Annotated in this window: 20 protein-coding genes; 13 read left to right on the top strand and 7 right to left on the bottom strand. The window is 66.6% G+C overall.

Annotation, left to right across the window (positions count from 1 at the left end; genetic code table 11):
• Window positions 1-177 precede the first annotated feature (177 nt).
• Together nudC and ATO3_RS12565 are read left to right on the top strand one after the other, a co-directional pair.
• Entirely contained in the window at window positions 178-1,158 is a 981-nt protein-coding gene (gene nudC / locus ATO3_RS12570; RefSeq protein ID WP_088650205.1) for an NAD(+) diphosphatase, read from the top strand.
• 34 nt (window positions 1,159-1,192) lie between these two features.
• Window positions 1,193-1,663, top strand: a complete 471-nt coding sequence (locus tag ATO3_RS12565) for an SRPBCC family protein (RefSeq protein WP_088650204.1) — start codon at window positions 1,193-1,195, stop codon at window positions 1,661-1,663.
• Between the two features lie 98 nt (window positions 1,664-1,761).
• On the opposite strand, the gene ATO3_RS12560 is transcribed toward ATO3_RS12565, so the two are convergent.
• Both ATO3_RS12560 and ATO3_RS12555 read right to left on the bottom strand, forming a co-directional pair.
• Window positions 1,762-2,370, bottom strand: coding sequence for an exopolysaccharide biosynthesis protein (locus ATO3_RS12560; protein ID WP_233152125.1), 609 nt, complete (start codon window positions 2,368-2,370; stop codon window positions 1,762-1,764).
• A 300-nt stretch (window positions 2,371-2,670) separates the two neighbouring features.
• Complete coding sequence (locus ATO3_RS12555; RefSeq protein ID WP_088650203.1) at window positions 2,671-3,498, bottom strand: prephenate dehydratase; 828 nt, start codon at window positions 3,496-3,498, stop codon at window positions 2,671-2,673.
• A 113-nt stretch (window positions 3,499-3,611) separates the two neighbouring features.
• Here ATO3_RS12555 and ATO3_RS12550 point away from each other — a divergent pair, with 113 nt between their 5' ends.
• From ATO3_RS12550 to ATO3_RS12530, 5 genes are all read left to right on the top strand, one after another.
• A complete protein-coding gene (locus tag ATO3_RS12550) occupies window positions 3,612-4,118 on the top strand; it encodes a c-type cytochrome (RefSeq protein ID WP_088650202.1) in 507 nt (168 codons plus the stop codon).
• A gap of 319 nt (window positions 4,119-4,437) precedes the next feature.
• Window positions 4,438-6,429, top strand: coding sequence for an extracellular solute-binding protein (locus ATO3_RS12545; RefSeq protein WP_408630812.1), 1,992 nt, complete (start codon window positions 4,438-4,440; stop codon window positions 6,427-6,429).
• Between the two features lie 9 nt (window positions 6,430-6,438).
• Entirely contained in the window at window positions 6,439-7,527 is a 1,089-nt protein-coding gene (locus tag ATO3_RS12540; protein ID WP_088650200.1) for a microcin C ABC transporter permease YejB, read from the top strand.
• Window positions 7,528-7,530: 3 nt separating this feature from the next.
• The gene (locus ATO3_RS12535; RefSeq protein WP_088650199.1) at window positions 7,531-8,679 is read left to right on the top strand and encodes an ABC transporter permease; all 1,149 of its coding nucleotides are present in this window, start codon (window positions 7,531-7,533) and stop codon (window positions 8,677-8,679) included.
• Window positions 8,676-10,256 carry an ABC transporter ATP-binding protein gene (locus ATO3_RS12530; protein ID WP_088650198.1) on the top strand — a complete coding sequence of 527 codons (1,581 nt, stop codon included), beginning with the start codon at window positions 8,676-8,678 and terminating at the stop codon, window positions 10,254-10,256. Before ATO3_RS12535 ends, ATO3_RS12530 begins: the two co-directional genes overlap by 4 nt.
• Window positions 10,257-10,754: 498 nt before the next feature.
• Here ATO3_RS12530 and ATO3_RS28825 read toward each other — a convergent pair whose 3' ends face one another.
• Window positions 10,755-10,907 (bottom strand): hypothetical protein, encoded by a 153-nt coding sequence (locus ATO3_RS28825; protein ID WP_158217954.1) that lies wholly within the window; start codon window positions 10,905-10,907, stop codon window positions 10,755-10,757.
• 99 nt (window positions 10,908-11,006) lie between these two features.
• On the opposite strand from ATO3_RS28825, the gene ATO3_RS12525 reads away from it, so the two are divergent.
• The gene (locus ATO3_RS12525) at window positions 11,007-11,885 is read left to right on the top strand and encodes a LysR family transcriptional regulator (protein WP_088650197.1); all 879 of its coding nucleotides are present in this window, start codon (window positions 11,007-11,009) and stop codon (window positions 11,883-11,885) included.
• A 279-nt stretch (window positions 11,886-12,164) separates the two neighbouring features.
• On the opposite strand, the gene ATO3_RS12520 is transcribed toward ATO3_RS12525, so the two are convergent.
• The 3 genes from ATO3_RS12520 to ATO3_RS12510 form a co-directional block, all read right to left on the bottom strand.
• Window positions 12,165-13,475 carry a D-alanyl-D-alanine carboxypeptidase family protein gene (locus tag ATO3_RS12520; RefSeq protein WP_088650443.1) on the bottom strand — a complete coding sequence of 437 codons (1,311 nt, stop codon included), beginning with the start codon at window positions 13,473-13,475 and terminating at the stop codon, window positions 12,165-12,167.
• A gap of 194 nt (window positions 13,476-13,669) precedes the next feature.
• Complete coding sequence (locus ATO3_RS12515) at window positions 13,670-15,004, bottom strand: TAXI family TRAP transporter solute-binding subunit (RefSeq protein ID WP_088650196.1); 1,335 nt, start codon at window positions 15,002-15,004, stop codon at window positions 13,670-13,672.
• A 101-nt stretch (window positions 15,005-15,105) separates the two neighbouring features.
• Entirely contained in the window at window positions 15,106-15,807 is a 702-nt protein-coding gene (locus ATO3_RS12510; protein WP_088650195.1) for an HAD family hydrolase, read from the bottom strand.
• Window positions 15,808-15,894: 87 nt separating this feature from the next.
• Here ATO3_RS12510 and clpS point away from each other — a divergent pair, with 87 nt between their 5' ends.
• From clpS to yghU, 5 genes are all read left to right on the top strand, one after another.
• The gene (gene clpS, locus ATO3_RS12505; RefSeq protein WP_408630815.1) at window positions 15,895-16,233 is read left to right on the top strand and encodes an ATP-dependent Clp protease adapter ClpS; all 339 of its coding nucleotides are present in this window, start codon (window positions 15,895-15,897) and stop codon (window positions 16,231-16,233) included.
• 69 nt (window positions 16,234-16,302) lie between these two features.
• Complete coding sequence (locus tag ATO3_RS12500; protein WP_088650193.1) at window positions 16,303-17,298, top strand: class I SAM-dependent methyltransferase; 996 nt, start codon at window positions 16,303-16,305, stop codon at window positions 17,296-17,298.
• A gap of 36 nt (window positions 17,299-17,334) precedes the next feature.
• Entirely contained in the window at window positions 17,335-18,138 is an 804-nt protein-coding gene (locus tag ATO3_RS12495; RefSeq protein ID WP_088650192.1) for an SDR family NAD(P)-dependent oxidoreductase, read from the top strand.
• A gap of 66 nt (window positions 18,139-18,204) precedes the next feature.
• Window positions 18,205-19,122, top strand: coding sequence for an oxygen-dependent coproporphyrinogen oxidase (gene hemF, locus ATO3_RS12490; RefSeq protein WP_408630811.1), 918 nt, complete (start codon window positions 18,205-18,207; stop codon window positions 19,120-19,122).
• Between the two features lie 84 nt (window positions 19,123-19,206).
• On the top strand, window positions 19,207-20,073 hold the full coding sequence (gene yghU, locus ATO3_RS12485; protein ID WP_088650191.1) for a glutathione-dependent disulfide-bond oxidoreductase: 867 nt from the start codon (window positions 19,207-19,209) through the stop codon (window positions 20,071-20,073).
• Between the two features lie 91 nt (window positions 20,074-20,164).
• Here yghU and ATO3_RS12480 read toward each other — a convergent pair whose 3' ends face one another.
• A complete protein-coding gene (locus ATO3_RS12480; RefSeq protein WP_088650190.1) occupies window positions 20,165-21,142 on the bottom strand; it encodes a fatty acid desaturase family protein in 978 nt (325 codons plus the stop codon).
• Window positions 21,143-21,155 lie beyond the last annotated feature (13 nt).

Below are 21,155 nucleotides of genomic sequence, written 5' to 3'. Positions count from 1 at the left end.
CCGACCGCAGCGATCACGCCGCGGATCCGGCCGCCACGGGTCTCGGCGATTGAAATGTCCCGGCAGAAGTGCCATCGACAGCGCACCGGCGCAGGCGGACCCAGGGCCCTGACCCGGGTGCCTGAAAAGCGGGCAGCAGGCGGGCGACAGACCGGAAGACACGGGCGGAGAGCGGGCATGAAACGGGCGGAACAGGTGACATTCGGCGGATCCCGGCTGGACCGGGCGGCGCATCTGCGGGGCAACCCCGCCGCCCTGGCCGAGGCGCGGGCCCATCCCGATGCCGCCTCGATCCTGATGTGGCGCGGCAAGCCCATGGTCTGCGGCCCCGATGGCGACAGGCTGGCCTTCGTCACGACGCAGCACCCGGTGATCTCGGCCGGGCATGACAGCCTGATCGGCGGGCCCATCCTGCTGGGCATCGACGACACCGGCCCCTTGTTCGCCACCGACCTGTCGGACTGGACGCCCGGCGATATCGACGAAAGCGCGCTCGACCATTTTGTCGACACCTCCCTGCAACGCTACCCGGGCTTCCCCGAGGATCACGTCTTTGCCGAGCTGCGCCAGCTGATGACCCGCCTGAACCCGCGCCATGCCGAGCTGGTCGCCGCCGCCAAGGCGCTGATCGGCTGGCACGGGATCCACCCGTTCTGCGCCCGCTGCGGCGCCCGGTCCGAGATCACCCAGGGCGGCTGGCAGCGCACCTGCCCGGCCTGCGGCGCGCATCACTTCCCGCGCACGGACCCCGTGGTCATCATGCTGATCACCCACGGCAATTCCGTCCTGATGGGCCGCTCACCGGGCTGGCCCGAGGGGATGTATTCGCTGCTTGCCGGCTTCATCGAACCGGGCGAGACGCTGGAGGCCGCCGTGCGCCGCGAGGTCTGGGAGGAATCCGGCGTGAAGGTGGGCGAGGTCGGGTATCTCGCGTCGCAGCCCTGGCCCTTCCCGGCCTCTTTGATGTTCGGCTGCTGGGGCCGGGCCGAAACGCGCGAGATCACCGTCGACCCGGTCGAGATTGAAGATGCGCTCTGGGTCACGCGGTCGGACATGATGGACGCCTTCGCCGGGACCCATCCCTTCATCAAACCCGCGCGAAAAGGGGCGATTGCCCATTTCCTTTTGCAGAACTGGCTTGCAGATACCCTGGAATGACCAGACACTTTCCGCAAAACACGAGCAGGCGCAGATGAAATTCTCGAGCAAGGAAGATGTCGAAGCCCCGATCGAGCATGTCTTCGATATGCTCGCGGATTTCGACTCCCACCAGCGTCAGGCCTTTCGCCGCGGGATCCAGGTGCAGCGCACCGACACCCGCGCGGAACCGGGCGTCGGTTGTTCCTGGCACGCGGTGTTCGACCTGCGCGGCAAGACACGGGATATCGACGTCGTCGTGGCGGCCTTCGACCGGCCCGAAAGCATCCATTTCGCCTCGGACAGCCAGGGGCTGATCGGCGAGATGACGATGGAGCTGAAGGAACGCTCGCCCACCCGCACCCGCATGGCGATTTCGGTGGAGCTGAAGCCGAAGACGCTGTCGGCCCGGCTGCTGGTGCAGTCGATGAAGCTGGGAAAGAAGACGCTGAACAAGCGCTTCAAGCTGCGCGTGGCGGAATACGCGAAGACTCTGGAAGAGCGGCACCAGGCAAAGACGGCCTGAGCCTGGCAGTCCGGCCGGGCGGCAGCCTCTGCTACATCACAGTATATATAGTGTGACATGCCCGGGTCCGGACCGCGCGGGCCCGCACCAATGCCCCGTCAGATGATCAGCATGATCGCCGTCAGAAGCAGCAGGCTGATCACCAGGTAGCCGGCCAGCGCGAAGAGCCCGTCGCGCACCAGCAGCGTCAGCGACATCAGCAGCACCGCCAGCGCCATGATGGACGAGGTGAAGGGCAGCAGCTCCATGAAGGGCATGGAGAGGCCGCAGAAGATGCAGGCCGCATAGATCACCCGGTTGAACGGCGCGGCGGCCAGGAAGGACAGGCGCGGGCGCGTGTGAGTGTCCAGCCAGCGGGCCGGGTCATGCAAACTGTCGGCGACCTTCTCGACCCAGCGCGACGGCACCCGGCGCCGGCGCAGGACGCCCGGCAGCCAGAGCTTGCCGCGCCGGCCGATCAGAAGCTGCGTGCTGATGACGGCGATCAGGATGCCGGCGGCGCTTGAAAACCCCGGCACCCCCGACAGCGGCGACACGATCGCCAGGGCCGGAACCATCAGCACCGGCACGAAGGAGGTCCGCCCCATCGCGTCCAGCAGGTCGCCGACATTGGTTTCGCCGTCCTCGACCGCCTCGTTGATCTCGTCGATCACGGCGGACATGCCGTCCGGCGTTGCAACCTTGTCGGGGTTGATGGGGTCTCTCATGGTCACGTCCTAGAACACCGGGCCGCGACCGGATGCGGGCGACCTCTTGAAAGGTTAACTCGGTTTCGCGCGGGGGTGTTCCCTGCGTTTGCCGCAGGGCGGGCGCGGGACCGGTTGCGCAGGGGACGGGGGCGCGGATGCGTAAGGCGTGGGCAGGCGGCCAGGGTCGTTGCCGGGCGCCGCGCAGGGCGGCGTTTCCGGCCCGGACCCGGGCGGGGCCAGCGGCGGGACAGCCATGCGACCGGGCAAGGCCGGGGCCTGCGAAAAAATGCGGTCCGCAGGCGTCCCGGTGTGACCGTCTTACCGGCGGGGATCGGCAGGATAGGTGCCGAGGATCCGCAGGTCGGTGGTGAAGTAGCCCAGCTCGTCCAGCGCCAGCGCGACGTTGGGATCGTCGGGGTGGCCCTCGATATCCGCGTAGAACTGCGTGGCCGTGAAGGACCCGTTGACCATGTAGCTTTCCAGCTTGGTCATGTTCACGCCGTTGGTCGCGAACCCGCCCATCGCCTTGTAGAGCGCGGCGGGAATGTTGCGCACCTGGAAGACGAAGGTGGTGATCATCTTCTCGCTGCGGCGGGTCTTGTCGGGCTCGCGCGTCATGATGAGGAACCGCGTGGTGTTGTGCGCGTGATCCTCGATGTGGCGGGCCAGGATATCCAGCCCGTAGATCTCGGCCGCGAGGTCGGAAGCCAGCGCGCCGATGTTGCGCTGCCCGCTGCGCGCCAGATCGGCGGCGGCGCCCGCGCTGTCGGCGGCGGCCTCGCCCGTGATCCCGTGCCGCGCCAGGAACGCGGCGCATTGCGGGATCAGCACCAGGTGGGCATGCACCGTATCGATCTCTTCGATCTGGACGCCGGGCAGGGCCATCAGCGAGATATGCACCCGCACGAAGGCCTCGTCGACGATATGCAGCCCCGATTCCGGCAGCATCCGGTGGATGTCGGCGACCCGGCCATAGGTCGAATTCTCGACCGGAAGCATGGCCTGTTCGGCCTCGCCCGAGCGCACGGCCGCGATCACGTCCTCGAAGGACCGGCAGGGCAGCGCCTCGAATCCGGGCCGCGCTTCGCGGCAGGCGGCATGGCTGTAGGCGCCGGGTTCTCCCTGGAAGGCGATGCGACGGGTCATGTCTGTGTCCGATCTGGCGGTTTGGTCGTTTGGTCGCGGTGTCTATACCTTGCACGACGGAGGGGGAAGCCTTAGACACTCCTCCGACACCTATCAACAAGGACAGGCGATCCATGGACACGATGACCGTCACCAAGGTTGCAGCGTCGCTTTGCGGAGCCCTGCTGGTCTTCATGCTGGCTGGCTGGGCCGCGGAAGGCATCTACCATGTGGGCGGACATGGCGAAGCCGCTTACGTGGTTGAAACCGGTTCCGACGACGCGGCCGAAGAAGAAGTCGATGAAGGCCCCGCCTTCTCTGAAGTGCTGGCCTCGGCCGATCCGGACAAGGGCGCCAACGTCTTCAAGAAGTGCCAAGCCTGCCACAAGCTGGAAGAGGGCGCCAATGCCACCGGCCCGACGTTGTACAACGTGGTCGGCCGCCCGATCGGGGGCGTCGACGGCTTCGGCTATTCCGACGCGATGGCCAGCCACGGTGGCGACTGGACGCCGGAGGCGCTGAACGAATTCCTGACCAAGCCGTCGAACTACATGCCCGGCACGGCCATGAGCTTCAACGGCCTGAACAAGATCGACGACCGCGCCAACCTGGTCGCCTATCTGCAGACCATCGGCGGTTGATCCCGGCGACGGCCAGGAAAGCTGGACAGGCACCAAGTTTCGAAAAAGGCCGTCGCGCAACTGGCGCGGCGGCCTTTTTGCATTGCGGAGTGGCCTTGCATTGCGGAGTGGCGCGCGGACCATGCGGGCGGTCGCGGTACCGGAGGGGTGCGTTGCCGCAGGTTGTGTTTCGCGCGCGAAACAACCCTTGGTTGATCGTGGGGTAGATCGTCGCCATTCACGGAAACTCACTTGAATGTTGGCGCTGTGGGCTTTTAGCCTAGTATCAAATGCATAATATCCCGGTTCGACCCGGTAGAGCCCATAGAGGATGAGCCCCATGACACGACGTGGCCAACGACGTTCCGCACTCGGCGCCGCCCGAGGCACAACCGCGCTGCCTGCGATATCATGGGACCTGGCGCAGACGATGCGGATCGCGCTGCTGGGGGGGCTTTTGCTGATCGGTGGCGCATTGGCGGCGCGGGCGCAGGACGCGGCCGAGGCTCCTGCGGGCGAAGAGGCCGAGGCCGGCGCAGTCGAGATGATCGAAAGCCACGGCTATTCCTTCTACGGCGACCTGAAATACCCCGCCGATTTCGAACATTACGACTACGTCAACCCCGACGCGCCCAAGGGCGGAGAGATCTCTTTCGCGCAGCTTGGCACCTTCGATTCGATGAACCCCTACACGATCAAGGGCCGCGCCGGATCGCTGAGCTGGAGCATGTACGAAAGCCTGCTCGCCGACGGGCCGGCCGATGCCTATGGCGAAGCCTACGGCCTGCTGGCGGAAAGCGTCGAATACCCGGCCGACAAGTCCTGGGTCATCTTCCACATGCGCCCCGAGGCGACCTTCTCCGATGGCTCGCCCGTCACCGCGCATGACGTGGTCTTCTCGCACAACCTGCTGCTGGAACAGGGCCTGCCGTCTTATGCCGCGGCGGTGAAGAAACGCATCCCAAAGGCCGAGGTGATCGACGATCACACGGTGAAATTCTACTTCACCGACGGCATCTCGCGCCGGTCCCTGATCGATCAGGTCGGCGGCGTGCCGGTCTGGTCCAAGAAATGGTACGAGGAAACCGGCGCGCGACTGGACGAAAGCCGGATCGAAACCTCGCCCGGCTCCGGCCCCTACATGATCGAAAGCGTCGATGTGAACAATCGCATCGTCTACAAGCGCAACCCGGACTACTGGGGCTGGGATCTGCCGGTGAACCAGGGGCGGCACAATTTCGACCGTATCCGGATCGAGTATTTCGCCGATGACGCCCCCGCGTTCGAGGCCTTCAAGGCCGGCGAGGTCACCTTCCGCAGCGAGGGTGACAGCAAGAAATGGGCGTCGAACTACAACTTCCCCAAGGTCCAGAACGGCCAGATCATCAAGGCCGAGCTGCCCGACGGGACCCCGCCGACACCCACCGGCTTCGTCTTCAACCTGCGCCGCGAGATCATGCAGGACAAGCGCATCCGCGAGGCGCTTGCGCTGGGCTACAACTTTGAATGGACAAACGAATCGCTGCAATACGGGTTGTTCGAACAGCGCGCCTCGTTCAGCCAGGACACGCCGCTGATGGCCACCGGCGTGCCCGAGGGCGACGAGCTGGCGCTGCTGGAAAGCCTGGGCGATATCGTTCCGCCGGAGCTGCTGACCGAAGAGGCGCGGATGCCGCACAGCTCGAATGCCGAGCGGCTGAACGACCGGCGCAACCTGCGCCGCGCCATGGGCCTCCTGGACGAGGCCGGCTGGCCCGTGGGCGACGATGGCAAGCGCTACAACGCCGATGGCGAGCCGCTGAGCATCACCTTCCTGTTCAACACCGCCGCCGAGGGCACGCTGGGCGGCGTGGTCGAGAACTATGTCAAGAACCTGGTGACCATGGGCGTCGATGCCAAGCTGGAGAAGGTCGACCCGTCGCAATACACCCTGCGCGAGCGCGAGTTCGACTATGACATGGTCTACGACAGCTACGCGTCCTTCCTGGGCGCGGGCACCGGGCTGATGCAGCGCTTCGGTTCGGACGAGGCGGCGTTTTCCGTGTTCAACCCGGCCGGGCTGGCCAGCCCGATGGTCGACGCGATCATCAACGCGGCGCTCTTCGCCGAGAACAAGGAAGACGAGGAAACCGCCCTGCGCGCGCTGGACCGGGCGCTGCGCTACGAATTCTTCATGGTGCCGGTCTGGTACAACCCCAGCTACTGGGTCGCCTATTACGACCAGTACGAGCATCCCGAAACCCTGCCGCCGCTGGACCTGGGCTATCTCGACTTCTGGTGGTACGACGCCGAGAAGGCGGACGAGCTGCGCGCCGCCGGCGCACTGAGGTAATCCACAGCCATGGGCGCCTATATTCTCCGGCGGCTTTTGCTGATCATCCCCACGCTGCTGGGCATCATGATCATCAACTTCACGCTGGTCCAATTCGTCCCCGGCGGGCCGGTCGAACAGGCCATCGCCCGCGCGCAGGGGCAGGGAGACGTCTTCGGCAGCTTTGCCGGCGGGCAGGGCGACACCGAGATGGCGGGAGAGAACGCCTTCGAGGATCGCTATGTCGGTGCGCGGGGTCTGCCCGAGGAATTCATCAAGGAGCTGGAGAAGGAATACGGGTTCGACAAGCCGCCCGTGCAGCGGTTCCTGATCATGCTGGGCAATTACATCCGCTTCGATTTCGGAGAGAGCTATTTCAGGTCGATCGGCGTGACCGAGCTGGTGGTGGAAAAGCTGCCGGTGTCGATCTCGCTTGGGCTGTGGTCGACGCTGATCGCCTATCTGGTGTCGATCCCGCTGGGCATCGGCAAGGCGGTGAAGGACGGATCGAAGTTCGACACCTGGACCAGCGGTATCATCATCGTGGCCTACGCGATCCCGGGATTCCTGTTTGCCGTGCTGCTGCTGGTGCTCTTCGCGGGGGGGTCATATTGGCAGATCTTCCCGCTCAGGGGGCTGACCTCGGACAACTGGGAGCAGCTGAGCCTTTTGGGCAAGATCGGCGATTACTTCTGGCACATCACGCTGCCGGTCCTGGCCTCGACCATCTCGGCGTTTGCCACGCTGACGCTGCTGACGAAGAACAGCTTCCTCGACGAGATCAAGAAACAATACGTCATCACCGCCCGCGCCAAGGGCCTTTCCGAACGGCAGGTGCTGTACGGCCATGTCTTCCGCAACGCGATGCTGATCGTGATCGCCGGCTTCCCGGCGGCCTTCATCGGCATCTTCTTCGGGTCCTCGGTGATCATCGAGACGATCTTCTCGCTCGACGGTCTCGGCCGGCTCGGGTTCGAGGCGGCGGTGGCGCGCGATTACCCGGTGATCTTCGGAACGCTGTTCATCTTCGGCCTGATGGGCCTTGTGGTGGGCATCATTTCGGACCTGATGTATGTGCTGGTCGATCCGCGGATCGATTTTGAAAGCCGGCAGGGGTAGGGCATGGCCGAGACGACACTGGACACCCCGGCGCGCCGCAAGCGGCCGTTCCTGTCGCCGCTGAACCAGCGGCGCTGGCGGAATTTCAAACGCAACCGGCGGGCCTATTTCTCGCTGATCCTGTTCTCGATCCTTTTCGGCCTGTCGCTGTTCGCCGAGTTCATCGCCAATGACCGGCCGATCCTGGTGAGCTACCGGGGCGAGTATTACACGCCGATCTTCAACTTCTACCCCGAGACCGCCTTTGGCGGCGATTTCCAGACCGAGGCGATCTATCGCGATCCGGAGGTCGAATGCCTGATCGTGTCGGGCGGGATGGATGCCTGTTTCGACGATCCCGAGGGGATCATGGAACAGGCGAAGACCGGTGTCGTGGATGGCGAGGAGATCGAGCGCGGCTGGACCCTGTGGCCACCGATCCCCTATTCCTATGACACCTCCGTCGAACGCCCGGGCGCGGCGCCGCTGCCGCCCGGGGGCAACAACCTGCTGGGCACCGACGACACCAAGCGCGATGTCTTCGCGCGGGTGATCTACGGCTTCCGGCTGTCGATCCTGTTCACCATCATCGTGACCGGCTTCGCCTCGATCATCGGGATCGCGGCGGGGGCGGTGCAGGGCTTCTTTGGCGGCTGGCTGGACCTGATCTTCCAGCGCATCATCGAGATCTGGTCGGCGACGCCCTCGCTTTACATCATCATCATCATGTTCGCGATCCTGGGGCGAAGTTTCTGGCTGCTGGTCATCCTGCTGGTCGCGTTTTCCTGGACGGCCCTGGTGGGCGTGGTGCGCGCCGAATTCCTGCGCGCGCGGAACTTCGAATATGTGCGCGCGGCGCGGGCGCTGGGGGTCAGCAACCGGACCATCATGCTTCGCCACATGCTGCCCAACGCCATGGTGGCCACGGTCACGATGCTGCCCTTCATCATCACCGGCACGATCGGCTCTCTGGCCTCTCTCGATTTCCTGGGCTTCGGGCTGCCGTCCTCGGCGCCGTCGCTGGGCGAATTGACGCTGCAGGCCAAGAACAACCTGCAGGCGCCCTGGCTGGCCTTCACCGCGTTTTTCACCTTTGCAATCATGCTGTCGCTGCTTGTCTTCATTTTTGAAGGCGTGCGCGATGCCTTCGACCCGCGAAAGACCTTCTCATGAGCGCATTGCTTGAGGTGAAGGACCTCACCGTCGCCTTCCGCCAGGACGGCCAGCTGATGCAGGCGGTCAAGGGCGTGTCCTTTTCCGTCGACCGGGGCGAGACCGTGGCGCTGGTCGGGGAAAGCGGCTCGGGCAAGTCGGTCTCGGCGCTGTCGACCGTGTCGCTTCTGGGCGAAAACGCGGTGGTCGGCGGATCGGCGCGCTACAATGGAACCGAGATGATCGGCGCGGGGGCGGAAACGCTGCACAGGGTGCGCGGCAACGACATCAGCTTCATCTTCCAGGAGCCGATGACATCGCTGAACCCGCTGCATACGATCAGGAAGCAGCTGGGCGAGGTGATGGCGCTGCACCAGAACATCACCGGCAAGGCGGCGGATGCGCGGATCATCGACCTGATGACCAAGGTCGGCATCCGCGATCCCGAAACCCGGCTGGACGCCTATCCGCACCAGCTGTCGGGCGGGCAGCGGCAGCGCGTGATGATCGCCATGGCGCTTGCGAACGAACCCGACATCCTGATCGCGGACGAGCCGACCACGGCGCTGGACGTGACGATCCAGGCCCAGATCCTTGAACTGCTGGCGCGGCTGAAGGACGAGGAGGGGATGGGCCTGCTGTTCATCACCCATGACCTTGGCATCGTGCGGCGCTTTGCCGACAAGGTCTGCGTCATGAAGGACGGCGAGATCGTCGAGGCGGGGCCGGCGGAGGAAATCTTCTCCAACCCGCAGCATCCCTATACGCAGAAACTGCTGGCGGCCGAACCCACCGGCTCCCCCGAACCGGTTGCGCCGGATGCCGACGAGGTGGCGCGCACGGAGCACCTGAAGGTCTGGTTCCCGATCCAGCGCGGCTTTCTGCGGCGCACGGTGGGCCACGTGAAGGCGGTGAACGACGCCACGATTTCGGTCCGCGCGGGCGAGACGCTGGGCATCGTGGGCGAAAGCGGCTCGGGCAAGACGACGCTGGCGCTGGCGCTGATGCGGCTGATCCCGTCGGAAGGGCCGCTGTGGCTGGGCGATCAGGACCTGCGGACGCTGTCGACGGGCGAGCTGCGGCGGATCCGCAAGGACATGCAGATCGTGTTCCAGGACCCGTTCGGCTCGCTCTCGCCCCGGATGACCTGCGCCGAGATCATTTCCGAAGGGCTGACGATCCACAAGGTCGACAAGCATCGGTCGCAACGCGAATTGGTGGCCGAGGCGATGGTGGAGACCGGGCTGAACCCCGCGGCGATGGACCGCTACCCGCATGAATTCTCGGGCGGGCAACGTCAGCGCATCGCCATCGCGCGGGCCATGGTCCTGCGCCCGAAGCTGCTGGTGCTGGACGAGCCGACCTCGGCGCTGGACATGACCGTGCAGGTGCAGATCGTGGAGCTGCTGCGCGGGCTGCAGCGGAAATACGGGCTGGCCTATCTGTTCATCAGCCACGACCTGAAGGTGGTGCGCGCGATGAGTCACCGGATCCTGGTGATGAAGCAGGGCGATATCGTGGAGGCCGGGGAGGCCGAAGAGCTTTTCGAACGGCCGAGCCATCCCTACACGCGGGAGTTGCTGGCCGCCGCCCTCTGAGCCTGTGGCGCCGCTGCGCGTCTGATCGAATGGCGCGCGGGCGGAGAGGTGGGGAGCCTCCGGCGGGAGGTATTTGGGCAAAGATGAAGGATGGACGTGGCGCGCCGGGGGCTGGCCGGTGCTTGGCCATGCCTGGTTGCGGCGTGGTGCGTCCGGTCAGGCGGCCGGGCGATGGCCCCCGCGGGAGCCTCCGGCGGGAGGTATTTTGACCAAGAAGAAGCAGGGGCTGGGTGCCCGGGTTTCGGAGCGGGGCGCGGACCCGTGTCTTCACCTTTGGAAAAATACTCGTCGTCTCGTCATGGGCCGTCGCGACGCCTGGCCTGAGGCGCTTCCGGGCCGCTGGCGAGAGGGACGTGATCTGCGGATGTGTCGGGACTGTGCGACCGGTTGGCGGTGTCGCGGGGCCCGTGTCGGGCCGGAGTGGATGTCAGGGGCGCGTGAACGTGAGGGCCGCGCCCCTGGCGATCTTTCGGGTCGGTTCGTCCGTCGGGAGGCTGCTCACGGGCGGCGCGTGACCTTGGTGGCGACCGACGGCTTCGTCCAGTGACGCGGCGCGTTCCAGTCCTTGGGGGCCTTTGCCGGGCGCTCGGTCATGCGGGGCGGATCGATCCGGGTGGCGGTGTGAAAGCTGCGGGCGAGAATTCCGAACATTGTCTTGCTCCTTTGGTTGGCGTTGCAGGTTGTGAAATAGGCGCTGCGGGATCATTGTGCTACTCATGAAATTTCGGGGCAGTTAAGCAGGAGTTACATGTGGACTGGCGAGATCTGCCACCGCTCGCGGCGCTGCGGGCCTTCGCCGCCTATGCAGAGACGCGTTCCGTGGAGGAGGCGGGGGCGGCTCTGAACGTCAGCCATGCCGCGATCAGCCAGCAGTTGCGAAAGCTGGAGGAACACATGGGGGTGGCCCTGCTGGACCGGTCGGGGCGGCAACTGGCCTTGACGGCGGAGGGGGCGGAGCTGGCGCTGGCGCTGGGCGAGGGATTTGAAGCCATCGGGCGGGGGGTGGCGGCCCTGACGCAGCGGGAAGACGACCGGCCGCTGCAGATCACCTCGACCGCGATGTTCGCCGCGGTCTGGCTGGTGCCGCGGCTGCCGCGGTTCCGGCACGCCTATCCCGAGATCGACCTGATGGTCGACCCGTCGGTCACGCTGCGGCCGTTGGAGCCGGGCGGCGTGGACGCGGCGCTGCGGCACGGGGACGGGAACTGGCCGGGGCTGGACGCGGAACTGATCGTGGACAGCCCGATCGCCATCGTGGCGGCGCCGGACCTGGTGGGGGAGGCGGAGATCGGGGGGCCGGAGGAGCTGCGCCGGATGCCCTGGCTGCAGGAGCTGGGGACCAACGAGGCGTCGGCCTGGCTGAAGAGCTATGGCGGGGACGGGGTGTTGGCGGGGGGCGTGACCTCTTTGCCCGGCAATCTGGTGCTGGAGGCGGCGCGGCAGGGACAGGGGGTGGCGATCACCACGCGGATCGCGGTCACAGAGGATGTCGCGGCCGGGCGGCTGAGGCTGTTGTTCGAGGAGGACACCCACAAGGGTTACTATCTGGTGACGCGGCCCGGGGTGCATCGTGCGGCGCTCAGGGCGTTTGTCCGGTGGATCCGGGCGGAAGCGGCGCGGGCGGGGTGATGCGGGTGGCCGGGGCCGGGGCGGTGGGGTGAAACCCCACCCTACGGGCCGTGTCGAATGAATGGGCCGGGACGGGAGGATCCGCGCGGGATCCGGTGGCGTCCTGCCCGCGAGGGCCGCTGGGCATGGGGCGGTGGGGAAAACTCCACCTGGCGGATATGGGGCGACCGCGTCTGTCGGGGGGGAGCGGGTGGATCCCGCTCGGCGAGGCCGGCCGGGGACAGGTAGGGTGGGGTTATACCCCACCGGTCCCCGGGGCGGCCTGACGGTGACGGGGCCTCAGCTGGGCCCCATCATGAAGCAGGTAACGTTGCGCGCCTGCAGGCGGCGGCAGGCCAGGTCGGCCATGTCGCGGGTCATGCCCTGGAACGTCGCATCGTAGCCGCGCGCGTTCTTCAGAACCGCGCGGTCGACGCCGTCCAGCGTTGCCATTTCCGACAGGGCCGTGCGCAGCAGCACCTTCTCCGCCTGGTAGCGGCTGGTGTAGCGGCCGACGTTGATGCCCCAGAGCGCCTCGCCCTTGGTGGACAGTCGGGTCACGACCTCCTGTTCGGGCTCCGGCTCGGGCCGGACGGCGGGGGCGATCGGCGTCTTGGCGGCCTGCTGCGGGTCGTCGCCGTCATCGCTGCCCTGGGCTTCGCTGACCAGCGAGGCGATCTGCTCCTGCAGCGCGGAATTGGCCACCTCGGCCACCACCGGCAGCGGGCGTGCCGAGGGCCGCAGGCTGCGCGCGACCTGGCCGCTGACGCGGACCGTCTTGCCGCCGTCGCCGATTGCTGCCGCATTGCCGATATAGACCGGTTTCTGCGGCTTGCGGACGCGCGCGTTGGACGGGGCGCGGCTGAAGCCCATGTCGAGCAGTTCCGCCACCCGGGCGTTGCGCGCCGCGGTGGAGCTGCCGCCGAAGACCGTGGCGATGATCCGTTCGCGGCCGCGCTCGGCCGAGGCCACCAGGTTGAAGCCGGCGGCGCGGGTGTACCCCGTCTTGATCCCGTCGGCGCCCTTGTAGGCGGCCAGCAGGCGGCGGTTGGTGTTGGGCACTTCGCGCAGGCCCGCGTCCGTCGTGCGGCGCGAGAACAGGTTGTAGTACTGCGGGTAGTCGTAGAACAGGTGCCGGCCCAGCGTGGTCATGTCGCGCGCGGTGGACAGGTGCCCCTCGGCGGTCAGGCCGTGGGCGTTCTTGAACGTGGTCCGCGTCATGCCCAGCTGCTTGGCCGTGGCGGTCATGCGCCGGGCAAAGGCCGCCTCGCTGCCCGAGATCGCCTCGCCGATGGCGGTGGCCGCATCGTTGGCGGATTTCACCGCCGCCGCGCGGATCAGGTAGCGGAAGGCGATGGTCTGTCCCGACCGAAGGCCCAGTTTCGACGGCGGCTCGCTGGCCGCGTGGCTGGAGATCCGGACCTGGTCGTCCAGCCCGATCTCGCCGTTCTCGACCGCCTGGAAGGCGATGTAGAGCGTCATCATCTTGGTGAGCGAGGCCGGGTGAAGCCTGGCGTCCGCGTTTCGGGAATGCAGCACCTTCCCGGTGCGTGCGTCGATAACCATGGCCGCGTAGGGAGCCGCAAGTGCGGGAAGCGCAGCGAACATCATCGCCGCGATCAGAAATGCGAACCCCAGACGGGCCGGCGAGAATAGCCGAACCTGCACGATTTTTGCCTCTGTCTGCCTCTTGGCGCCTGTTGTTCAGGTGCCTGTTTTGGAATTCTTGGCATAAAGGTAACACAGAGGAAATTTGAAATAAACCTGAGACTTGCGAGGAAAGGTTGAGGCAGATTCATGATGAATCAAGATGTAGTTGCCTCCTCGCGCGTATCCGCAATCTGGGGTGGTGCGCTGGTCGCGGCATTCAGCCGCTGGCGTTCCGTTATGATGCGTCTTTGCAGCAGTTCGATGTGAACGCGGGCCTGAAAGGCGGTCTGGCGATAGGCCGCGGGCAGCTTCAGGTGGGCCAGCCGGGCATCGAGGGCGCGCAGGCGGCGGGCCATGGCATCGAGCGTTTCCAGGTCGCTGCCTGATTCGAGCCGGTCCTCGATCTCGCGCATGGTGGGGTAGTTCTGCCAGACGCGGTAGTTCTGGGCATAGGCGTAGAGGCTGGGCAGGGCGCGCAGCAGCGGCAGCACGATGAACAGCAGCGGCAGCAGCAGGATCAGGACACGGTTCAGCTGTGCCGCCATCCAGTAGGGCACCCACTCCTGCACCACCGGGGGTCCGTTCAGGATCAGGCTGCGCGCGGCGTTGTTGATGGGAATGTCGGAATTGGTGACCGAGGGGAATTCGCCCTCGTCCTGCAGGATGCTGCGTCCGCCGTGGATTTCGAGAGCGGCCATCGCCAGCCGGTTGACCAGGGCCGGGTGAAGGTCGTCGCGGATCGCCAGCCGCGCTTCGAGCGCGAGCAGCTCGCGGCGTCCGGACGGGAAGGGCGGGTTGAAGCTGACCGCGGCGGGCGGGATATCGACCAGCGAGGCGCTTGGCATCCGGCGCGACAGGGCCTCGACGAATTGCGGCTGCAGCACGCCGAGATTGCCGGCAGCATAGGCGTTGCGCAGGTAGGGGGCGTCGATCGGGGCGACGAAGACGGCGATGTCGATCTCGTTGGCCGACAGGGCGGCGACGGCGTCGGAATAGCCGAGCTCGGTATGGATATTGGCGTCCGGTGACAGGCCCACGGCGCGTTCGAACTGGGCAAAGGCGACGCGGGTGCCCGACCCCTCGACGCCGGCATTGATCCGCAGGTCGCGCCAGTCGGCGGGGTTCGGGCTGATCGGGTTCGAGGTTTCGTAGAGCAGCAGCAGCGGTTCGCTGAAGACGTTGCCGATGGATTCGACATCCGCCGAGGGCACACCGACCCCGCCCTGCAGAAGCGCGGCGTCGGCCTCGCCCTGCGCCAGCAGCATGGCGTTCTCGGCGGATCCTTCGGTCTGCAGGATCCGCACCGTGATATTGTCGCGTGCCAGCACCGAACGGTACCTGGCCGCCACCCGGTGATAGGCGCCGTCCTCGGGCCCCGCCGCGAGAACCAGCTCGCCGGGCGGGCGCAGGAACAGGATGCTCCAGACCACGACCCCGACAATTCCGGCGGCGATCGCAATGCTCCAGAGCAGGCGCGTCGGCAGGGTCATCCGGGGCTCCGACCTGAGGGATCGGGCTCAGGCTAGCCGCAGGGTGACCCCGGGGCAAGCGTGCCGGCCGGCGGGCTGCCGGGCTATGGCATGAGGGCCGGTCAGCCGATCTCGTCCACCAGGGCGGGCAGTTCGCCCAGATCGGCGATCTCGCGGAAGCGGGGCGCGTCGGTGGGCGGATCGGCGCGCTCGATCTCCCACACCAGGCCGAAGGGGACATGCACGCCCCAGCTGCCGGCCTCGATGCTGGGCACCACGTCCGAGCGCATGGAATTGCCGACCATCAGCGCGCGGTCGGGCCCGTCACCATGGCGGGCGAAGATGGCGCGGTAGGTGTCGGGCGTCTTCTCCGACACGATCTCGACCCCGTCGAACAGCTCTCCCAGCCCGGATTGCGCCAGCTTGCGTTCCTGGTCCAGCAGGTCGCCCTTGGTGATCAGGACCACGCGATGGGTTCCGGCCACGGCCTCGACCGCCTCGCGCGCATGGGGCAGCAGTTCGATCGGGTGGCGCAGCATCTCGCGGCCCGCCGCCATCAACTCGGCGATGACCGAGGCCGGCACGCGCTGCTCCGTGACCTCGATCGCGGTTTCGATCATCGACAGGGTGAACGCCTTGATGCCATAGCCGTAATGCCCGAGGTTGCGGCGCTCGGCCGCGAGCAGCCGTTCCGCCAGGTGATCGGGATCGGCATGGTCCGCCAGCAGGTCGGCAAAGCGCTCCTGCGTGAGCTGGTAGAAGCGTTCGTTGTGCCATAACGTGTCGTCGGCATCGAACCCGATGGTGGTGATGTTGTGACCCATCCGTTAGCTTTCCCTTTTCCATTCGGGCGTATCGGTTATATAACACCGACCAGCCCTGCGAAACCGGATCCGGGTGATTTGCCAATGATGACCGCACCATTGATGATGTCGGACAAGGATGACGACGAGTCCGACGCCTCGATCCTTGTCGAGACGCGTCCGAAGACGAAGCGCCCGCCGCTCTACAAGGTGCTTCTGCTGAACGACGACTATACGCCGATGGAATTCGTCGTGCACGTGCTGGAACGGTTCTTCGGCATGAACCATGCCCAGGCGTTCGAGGTCATGCTGACCGTCCACAAGAAAGGCGTCGCCGTTGTCGGCGTGTTCAGCCACGAGATCGCCGAAACCAAGGTCGGCCAGGTGATGGATTTCGCCCGCCGCCACCAGCATCCGCTGCAATGCACGATGGAAAAGGAAGACTGAGCGCGGGGTTACATCCCGGGGCCGGTCCTGTTTCATGATATGCGCTGACACTTTCGCGGCGGGGGTTTCATGTCTGCCCGCCTGAGTCTCGTTCTGGAGAACGGGGATCTCGTGCTGCCCGATGAAGGGCAGATCCTGCTGTTGCATCCCACGGCCGGGGCCGAGCTGTCGGCGCTGCCGCGCGAGCGTGTGCTGGCGGTGCAGCCGATGCGGCCCGATCACGATGCGCTGGCCGCACGCGGGTTCGAGATGGCAGTCGCGGTGCCCGAGGGCGAGCGGTTCGCGGCGGTGGTGGTCTTCCTGCCCCGCGCGAAGGACCTGGCCCGCGCGCTGGTCGCGCAGGCGGCCGGGGTCTGCGACGGGCCGCTGGTGGTGGATGGCGCCAAGACCGACGGGATCGAATCGCTTCTGAAGGATCTGCGCAAGCGGGCCGGGGTCGAGGGCACCCTGTCCAAGGCCCATGGCAAGATTGCCTGGACCGTCGCACCGGATTCGGAAGCCTTCGCCGACTGGCGCGAGACGCCGGGCGAGGCGGACGGGTTCCGCACGGTGCCGGGCGTGTTCTCGGCCGACGGGGTGGACCCGGCCTCGGCCCTGCTGGCCGGGGCGCTGCCGGGCAAGCTGGGCCGCCACGTGGTGGACCTGGGCGCGGGCTGGGGCTTTCTTGCGGCCCGGGTCCTGCAGGACGCCGGGGTAAAGCGGCTGGACCTGGTGGAGGCGGATGCGCGGGCGCTGGATTGCGCGCGGGCCAATGTGACGGACCTCAGGGCGCGGTTTTACTGGGCCGATGCGCGCAGCTGGATGCCGGACGCTGTGCCGGATGTCGTGGTGATGAACCCGCCCTTCCACACCGGCCGCACCGCCGATCCGGAGCTTGGCCGTGGCTTTATCGCCGCGGCGGCGCGGATGCTGTCGCCGGGCGGGCGGCTGTTCCTCGTGGCCAACCGGCAGCTGCCCTACGAGGCCGATCTGTCCGCGCTGTTCACGACATCCGAGCAGATCGGAGGCGACGGACGGTTCAAGATCCTGCGCGCCGAGCGTCCCTCTCGCGGTCGCCGCGGATGAGGGTTAGACTGACGCCAAGTCGATAAGGAGCCTTTCATGTCCTTTGCCATAACCGGCAAGACCGCCATCGTGACCGGCGCCGCCAACGGCATCGGCCTCGCCATCGGGCGGCTGTTCGTCGAGAAGGGGGCCAACGTGATGTTCGCCGATGTCGACGAGAAGCGCCTGAAGGAGGAACTCGGCGGGGCCGAGCAGGCCGAGAACGTGCGCTATTTCGCCGGAGATCTGCGCGAGAAGCTGACCATCGCCAACCTGCTGTCGGCCACGATCGACGCCTATGACCAGGTCGATATCCTGGTGAACGGCGCGCGGCAGGTGGTGCCGTCGGATCCGCTGGATCCCGACGACGACAGCGTGATCGCCCTGCTGAACCAGAACCTGATGCCCTCGCTGCGGCTGTCGCAGCTGGTGGCGAAACGGATGATCAAGCAGGCCGACGACGACGACAGCGACCGGCCGGCCGGGTCGATCATCAACCTGTCTTCGATCGCCGCGCGGCGGACCCATCCGGACCTGATGGCCTATTCCGTGGCCTCGGCCGCGCTGGACCAGATGACGCGCTCGCTGGCGGTGGCGCTGGCGCCCAGCCGGATCCGGGTGAACGCGGTGGCCTTCGGCTCGGTCATGAGCGCCTCGCTGAAATCGACGCTGAAGGACAACCGGGAATATCGCCGGGACATCGAGGATCACACCCCCCTGTCGCGCATCGCCGCGCCCACCGAACTGGCCGAGGCGGTGCAGTTCCTGGCCTCGGACGCGGCGGGCTTCATGACCGGGCAGATCCTGACGCTGGACGGCGGCCGCACGCTGCTGGACCCGGTGGCGGCGCCGGCGCATTGACGCGTGGTCGAGATTTTTCGTCCGAAAAATCTTGTCCGGCGAGACGAAGGGAAAGGAAAAGACCAGATGGGCTCTGACACGGTTTCGGAGATCGGCGCAGATTTTTCGGACGAAAAATCTCGGGCCGCGCAGTGGTTCCGCGCGCTGCGGGACGAGATCGTCGCCGCCTTCGAGGGGCTGGAGGACAGCCATGACACCGGCCCCCTGTCGGATGCGGCGCCGGGCCGGTTCGAGGTGACCGAAACCAGGCGCGCGGCCCCGGACGGGCGAGATGCCGGTGGCGGGCTGATGAGCGTGATGCGCGGTGGCCGGGTCTTCGAGAAGGTCGGCGTCAATGTCTCGGAGGTTTACGGCACGCTGGGCGACCGGGCGCAGGCCGCCATGGCCGCGCGCAAGGGCATTCCGGGCATGGCGGAGGACCCGCGCTTCTGGGCGTCGGGCATCTCGCTGGTGGCGCATATGCAGAACCCGCATGTTCCGGCCGTGCACATGAACACCCGCATGTTCTGGACGCCCCATGCCTGGTGGTTCGGCGGCGGGTCCGACCTGAACCCCTGCCTGGAATACGACGCCGACACCGCGCATTTCCACGGCCAGCAGAAGGCGCATCTGGATCCGCACGGCGCAGACCTGTACCCCCGGCTGAAGGACTGGGCGGACGAATATTTCTTCATCCCCCACCGCAAGCGCGCGCGGGGCGTCGGCGGCATTTTCCTCGACGACCATTGCACCGGCGACTGGGAGGCGGATTTCGCCCTGATCCAGGATATCGGCCGGGCCTTTCTGCCGGCCTTCGTGCCGCTGGTCGAAAAGCGCCGGGTGCAGCCCTGGGACGAGGCCGACAAGGACGCGCAGCTGGTGCATCGCGGGCTCTACGCTGAATACAACCTGGTCTACGACCGCGGCACGAAATTCGGCCTGGAAACCGGGCATGACGCCAATGCCGTGCTCATGAGCCTTCCGCCGCTGGCGAAATGGGTCTGAGCCCCTACACTTACCCGTGAACACCGATGACCCCGGGGCCGCGCGGCCATAGATCCGGGGCGAACCGCCAACAGGATATCCACCATGACCGACACATATACACCCCCCGCCGTCTGGACCTGGGACAAGGAGAACGGCGGCCGCTTCGCGTCGACCAACCGCCCCATTGCCGGGCCGACCCATGACAAGGAGCTGCCGGTGGGCGAGCATCCGCTGCAGCTTTATTCGCTGGGAACGCCCAACGGCGTGAAGGTCACCGTCCTGCTCGAAGAGCTGCTGGCCGCCGGCGAGAGTGGCGCGGAATACGACGCCTGGCTGATCAAGATCGGCGATGGCGACCAGTTCGGCTCGGGCTTTGTCGAGGCGAACCCGAATTCCAAGATCCCCGCGCTGGTGGACCGCTCCGGCTCCGAGCCGATCCGCGTATTCGAAAGCGGCGCGATCCTGATGCACCTGGCGGAGAAGTTCGGCCAGTTCCTGGGCAAGGCCAAGGACCGGCCCGAGATGCTGTCCTGGCTGTTCTGGCAGATGGGCTCGGCGCCCTTCCTGGGCGGCGGCTTTGGCCATTTTTACGCCTATGCGCCGGAGAAGTACCAATACCCGATCGACCGCTACGCGATGGAGTCCAAGCGGCAGTTGGACGTGCTGGATCGTGAACTGGCCGAGAAGCAGTTCATCGTGGGCGACGAATACACCATTGCCGACATGGCGATCTGGCCCTGGTACGGGCAGCTGGTGCTGGGGCGGCTGTACGATGCCGCGGAATTCCTGGACGTGGAAAGCTACACGCACGTGCTGCGCTGGGCGAAAGAGATCGACGCCCGCCCCGCCGTGCAGCGCGGCCGGATGGTCAACCGCACCTTCGGCGATCCGGCGATGCAGCTGCATGAACGCCACGCGGCCTCGGATTTCCTGACCAAGACGCAGGACAAGGTCGAAGCCGCCGAGTGAGCAGCGCCTGACCCCGGGCTGGCCCGGACCCGCAAGGAACGCCCCCGGCCCGCATCGGTGCAGGGGGCGTTTTCGTGTCGACCGGACGGGCTCAGGCCTTGCGCCAGCCGGCCTCACCCAGGGCGTGCCAGTAGCTGGGCGCGACGCGCATCTTCGCCACCACGCCCTTGTCCGCCAGAAGCCGGTGCATCCGGGGCAGGCGGTAACAGGGCACATGCATCACCAGGTGATGTTCGAGGTGGTAGTTCACCCAGTAGGGCGCGAGGAAGAACCGCATGACCGGGCCGGCCAGCGTCGTGCGGGTGTTCTGCAGGGGATCCTCGGACTGTTCCGTGGCGCCGTGTTCGGCGATGTTGCGGATCCGCAGGACAAGCTGGAACCACGTCAGGTAGGGCAGCAGCCAGAAGGCCAGCCCCCACCACCATTGTCCCGCCAGCCCCATCGCCACGATCACCGCGAGGAAGACGGGCAGGGATTTCCACAGCTCCGGCGCCTTGAAGGCCTGCGCCATGTCGCGTTCCGCCGCCTCGACCGCGTCGTGATCCCCGGCCAGCCGGACTGACATCACGATCTGCCCGGCCAGCTGTTTCACCCCGGTCTGCCCGGTGAGATCGCGCAGGAACTTGCGCCGGAGCGAGGCGCGGGTGGTCGGGAATTTCCGCGACAGGATCAGGTCGGGGTCCTTGTCGGTCTGGGTGTGGCGGTGGTGGGTCAGGTGGTAATGGCGGTAGGTCGCCAGCTCGGCCAGGATCGGGCGGCCGCACAGCCATTCTCCGATGATGTCGTTCAGCCGGCGCGACCGGAACAGCGCGTTATGCGCCGCGTCATGCATCAGGATCGCCAGGCCCAGCTGGCGCGAGCCGATCACCATCACCGCGATCAGCGCCGTCAACGGGTTCGGCCAGAGCGCGAAAAGCGCCAGGGCGGCGCCGATCACCGCCCAGCAATGGGCCACCAGCAGCGCCCCGATCAGGTCCGAGCGTTCGGCCAGCGGGCGGATCTCTTCGCTGGTCATCCAGGCCTTGCCCGGTGTCGCAAGCCGCCGTGCCGGTTGTGTTGGATGTGTCATGCGGTCGTCTCCT

Origin of the sequence: Marinibacterium profundimaris (assembly GCF_002210095.1) — a bacterium.
GTDB classification, from domain to species: Bacteria; Pseudomonadota; Alphaproteobacteria; order Rhodobacterales; family Rhodobacteraceae; genus Marinibacterium; species Marinibacterium profundimaris.
The sequence above is the reverse complement of the archived record's forward strand: the minus strand, read 5'-3'. Positions and strand labels throughout refer to the sequence as shown.

Excerpts from the sequence above, each read along its gene's own strand:
- ATO3_RS12500 (WP_088650193.1), top strand. The coding sequence starts at position 16,303 with ATGTCTGCCCGCCTGAGTCTCGTTCTGGAGAACGGGGATCTCGTGCTG.
- ATO3_RS12495 (WP_088650192.1), top strand. The coding sequence starts at position 17,335 with ATGTCCTTTGCCATAACCGGCAAGACCGCCATCGTGACCGGCGCCGCC.
- ATO3_RS12530 (WP_088650198.1), top strand. The coding sequence starts at position 8,676 with ATGAGCGCATTGCTTGAGGTGAAGGACCTCACCGTCGCCTTCCGCCAG.
- ATO3_RS12550 (WP_088650202.1), top strand. The coding sequence starts at position 3,612 with ATGGACACGATGACCGTCACCAAGGTTGCAGCGTCGCTTTGCGGAGCC.
- clpS (WP_408630815.1), top strand. The coding sequence starts at position 15,895 with ATGACCGCACCATTGATGATGTCGGACAAGGATGACGACGAGTCCGAC.
- hemF (WP_408630811.1), top strand. The coding sequence starts at position 18,205 with ATGGGCTCTGACACGGTTTCGGAGATCGGCGCAGATTTTTCGGACGAA.
- ATO3_RS12565 (WP_088650204.1), top strand. The coding sequence starts at position 1,193 with ATGAAATTCTCGAGCAAGGAAGATGTCGAAGCCCCGATCGAGCATGTC.
- ATO3_RS12480 (WP_088650190.1), bottom strand. The coding sequence starts at position 21,142 with ATGACACATCCAACACAACCGGCACGGCGGCTTGCGACACCGGGCAAG.
- ATO3_RS12555 (WP_088650203.1), bottom strand. The coding sequence starts at position 3,498 with ATGACCCGTCGCATCGCCTTCCAGGGAGAACCCGGCGCCTACAGCCAT.
- ATO3_RS12520 (WP_088650443.1), bottom strand. The coding sequence starts at position 13,475 with ATGATGTTCGCTGCGCTTCCCGCACTTGCGGCTCCCTACGCGGCCATG.
- ATO3_RS12535 (WP_088650199.1), top strand. The coding sequence starts at position 7,531 with ATGGCCGAGACGACACTGGACACCCCGGCGCGCCGCAAGCGGCCGTTC.
- ATO3_RS12515 (WP_088650196.1), bottom strand. The coding sequence starts at position 15,004 with ATGACCCTGCCGACGCGCCTGCTCTGGAGCATTGCGATCGCCGCCGGA.
- nudC (WP_088650205.1), top strand. The coding sequence starts at position 178 with ATGAAACGGGCGGAACAGGTGACATTCGGCGGATCCCGGCTGGACCGG.
- ATO3_RS12545 (WP_408630812.1), top strand. The coding sequence starts at position 4,438 with ATGACACGACGTGGCCAACGACGTTCCGCACTCGGCGCCGCCCGAGGC.
- ATO3_RS28825 (WP_158217954.1), bottom strand. The coding sequence starts at position 10,907 with ATGTTCGGAATTCTCGCCCGCAGCTTTCACACCGCCACCCGGATCGAT.
- ATO3_RS12540 (WP_088650200.1), top strand. The coding sequence starts at position 6,439 with ATGGGCGCCTATATTCTCCGGCGGCTTTTGCTGATCATCCCCACGCTG.
- ATO3_RS12510 (WP_088650195.1), bottom strand. The coding sequence starts at position 15,807 with ATGGGTCACAACATCACCACCATCGGGTTCGATGCCGACGACACGTTA.
- yghU (WP_088650191.1), top strand. The coding sequence starts at position 19,207 with ATGACCGACACATATACACCCCCCGCCGTCTGGACCTGGGACAAGGAG.
- ATO3_RS12560 (WP_233152125.1), bottom strand. The coding sequence starts at position 2,370 with ATGAGAGACCCCATCAACCCCGACAAGGTTGCAACGCCGGACGGCATG.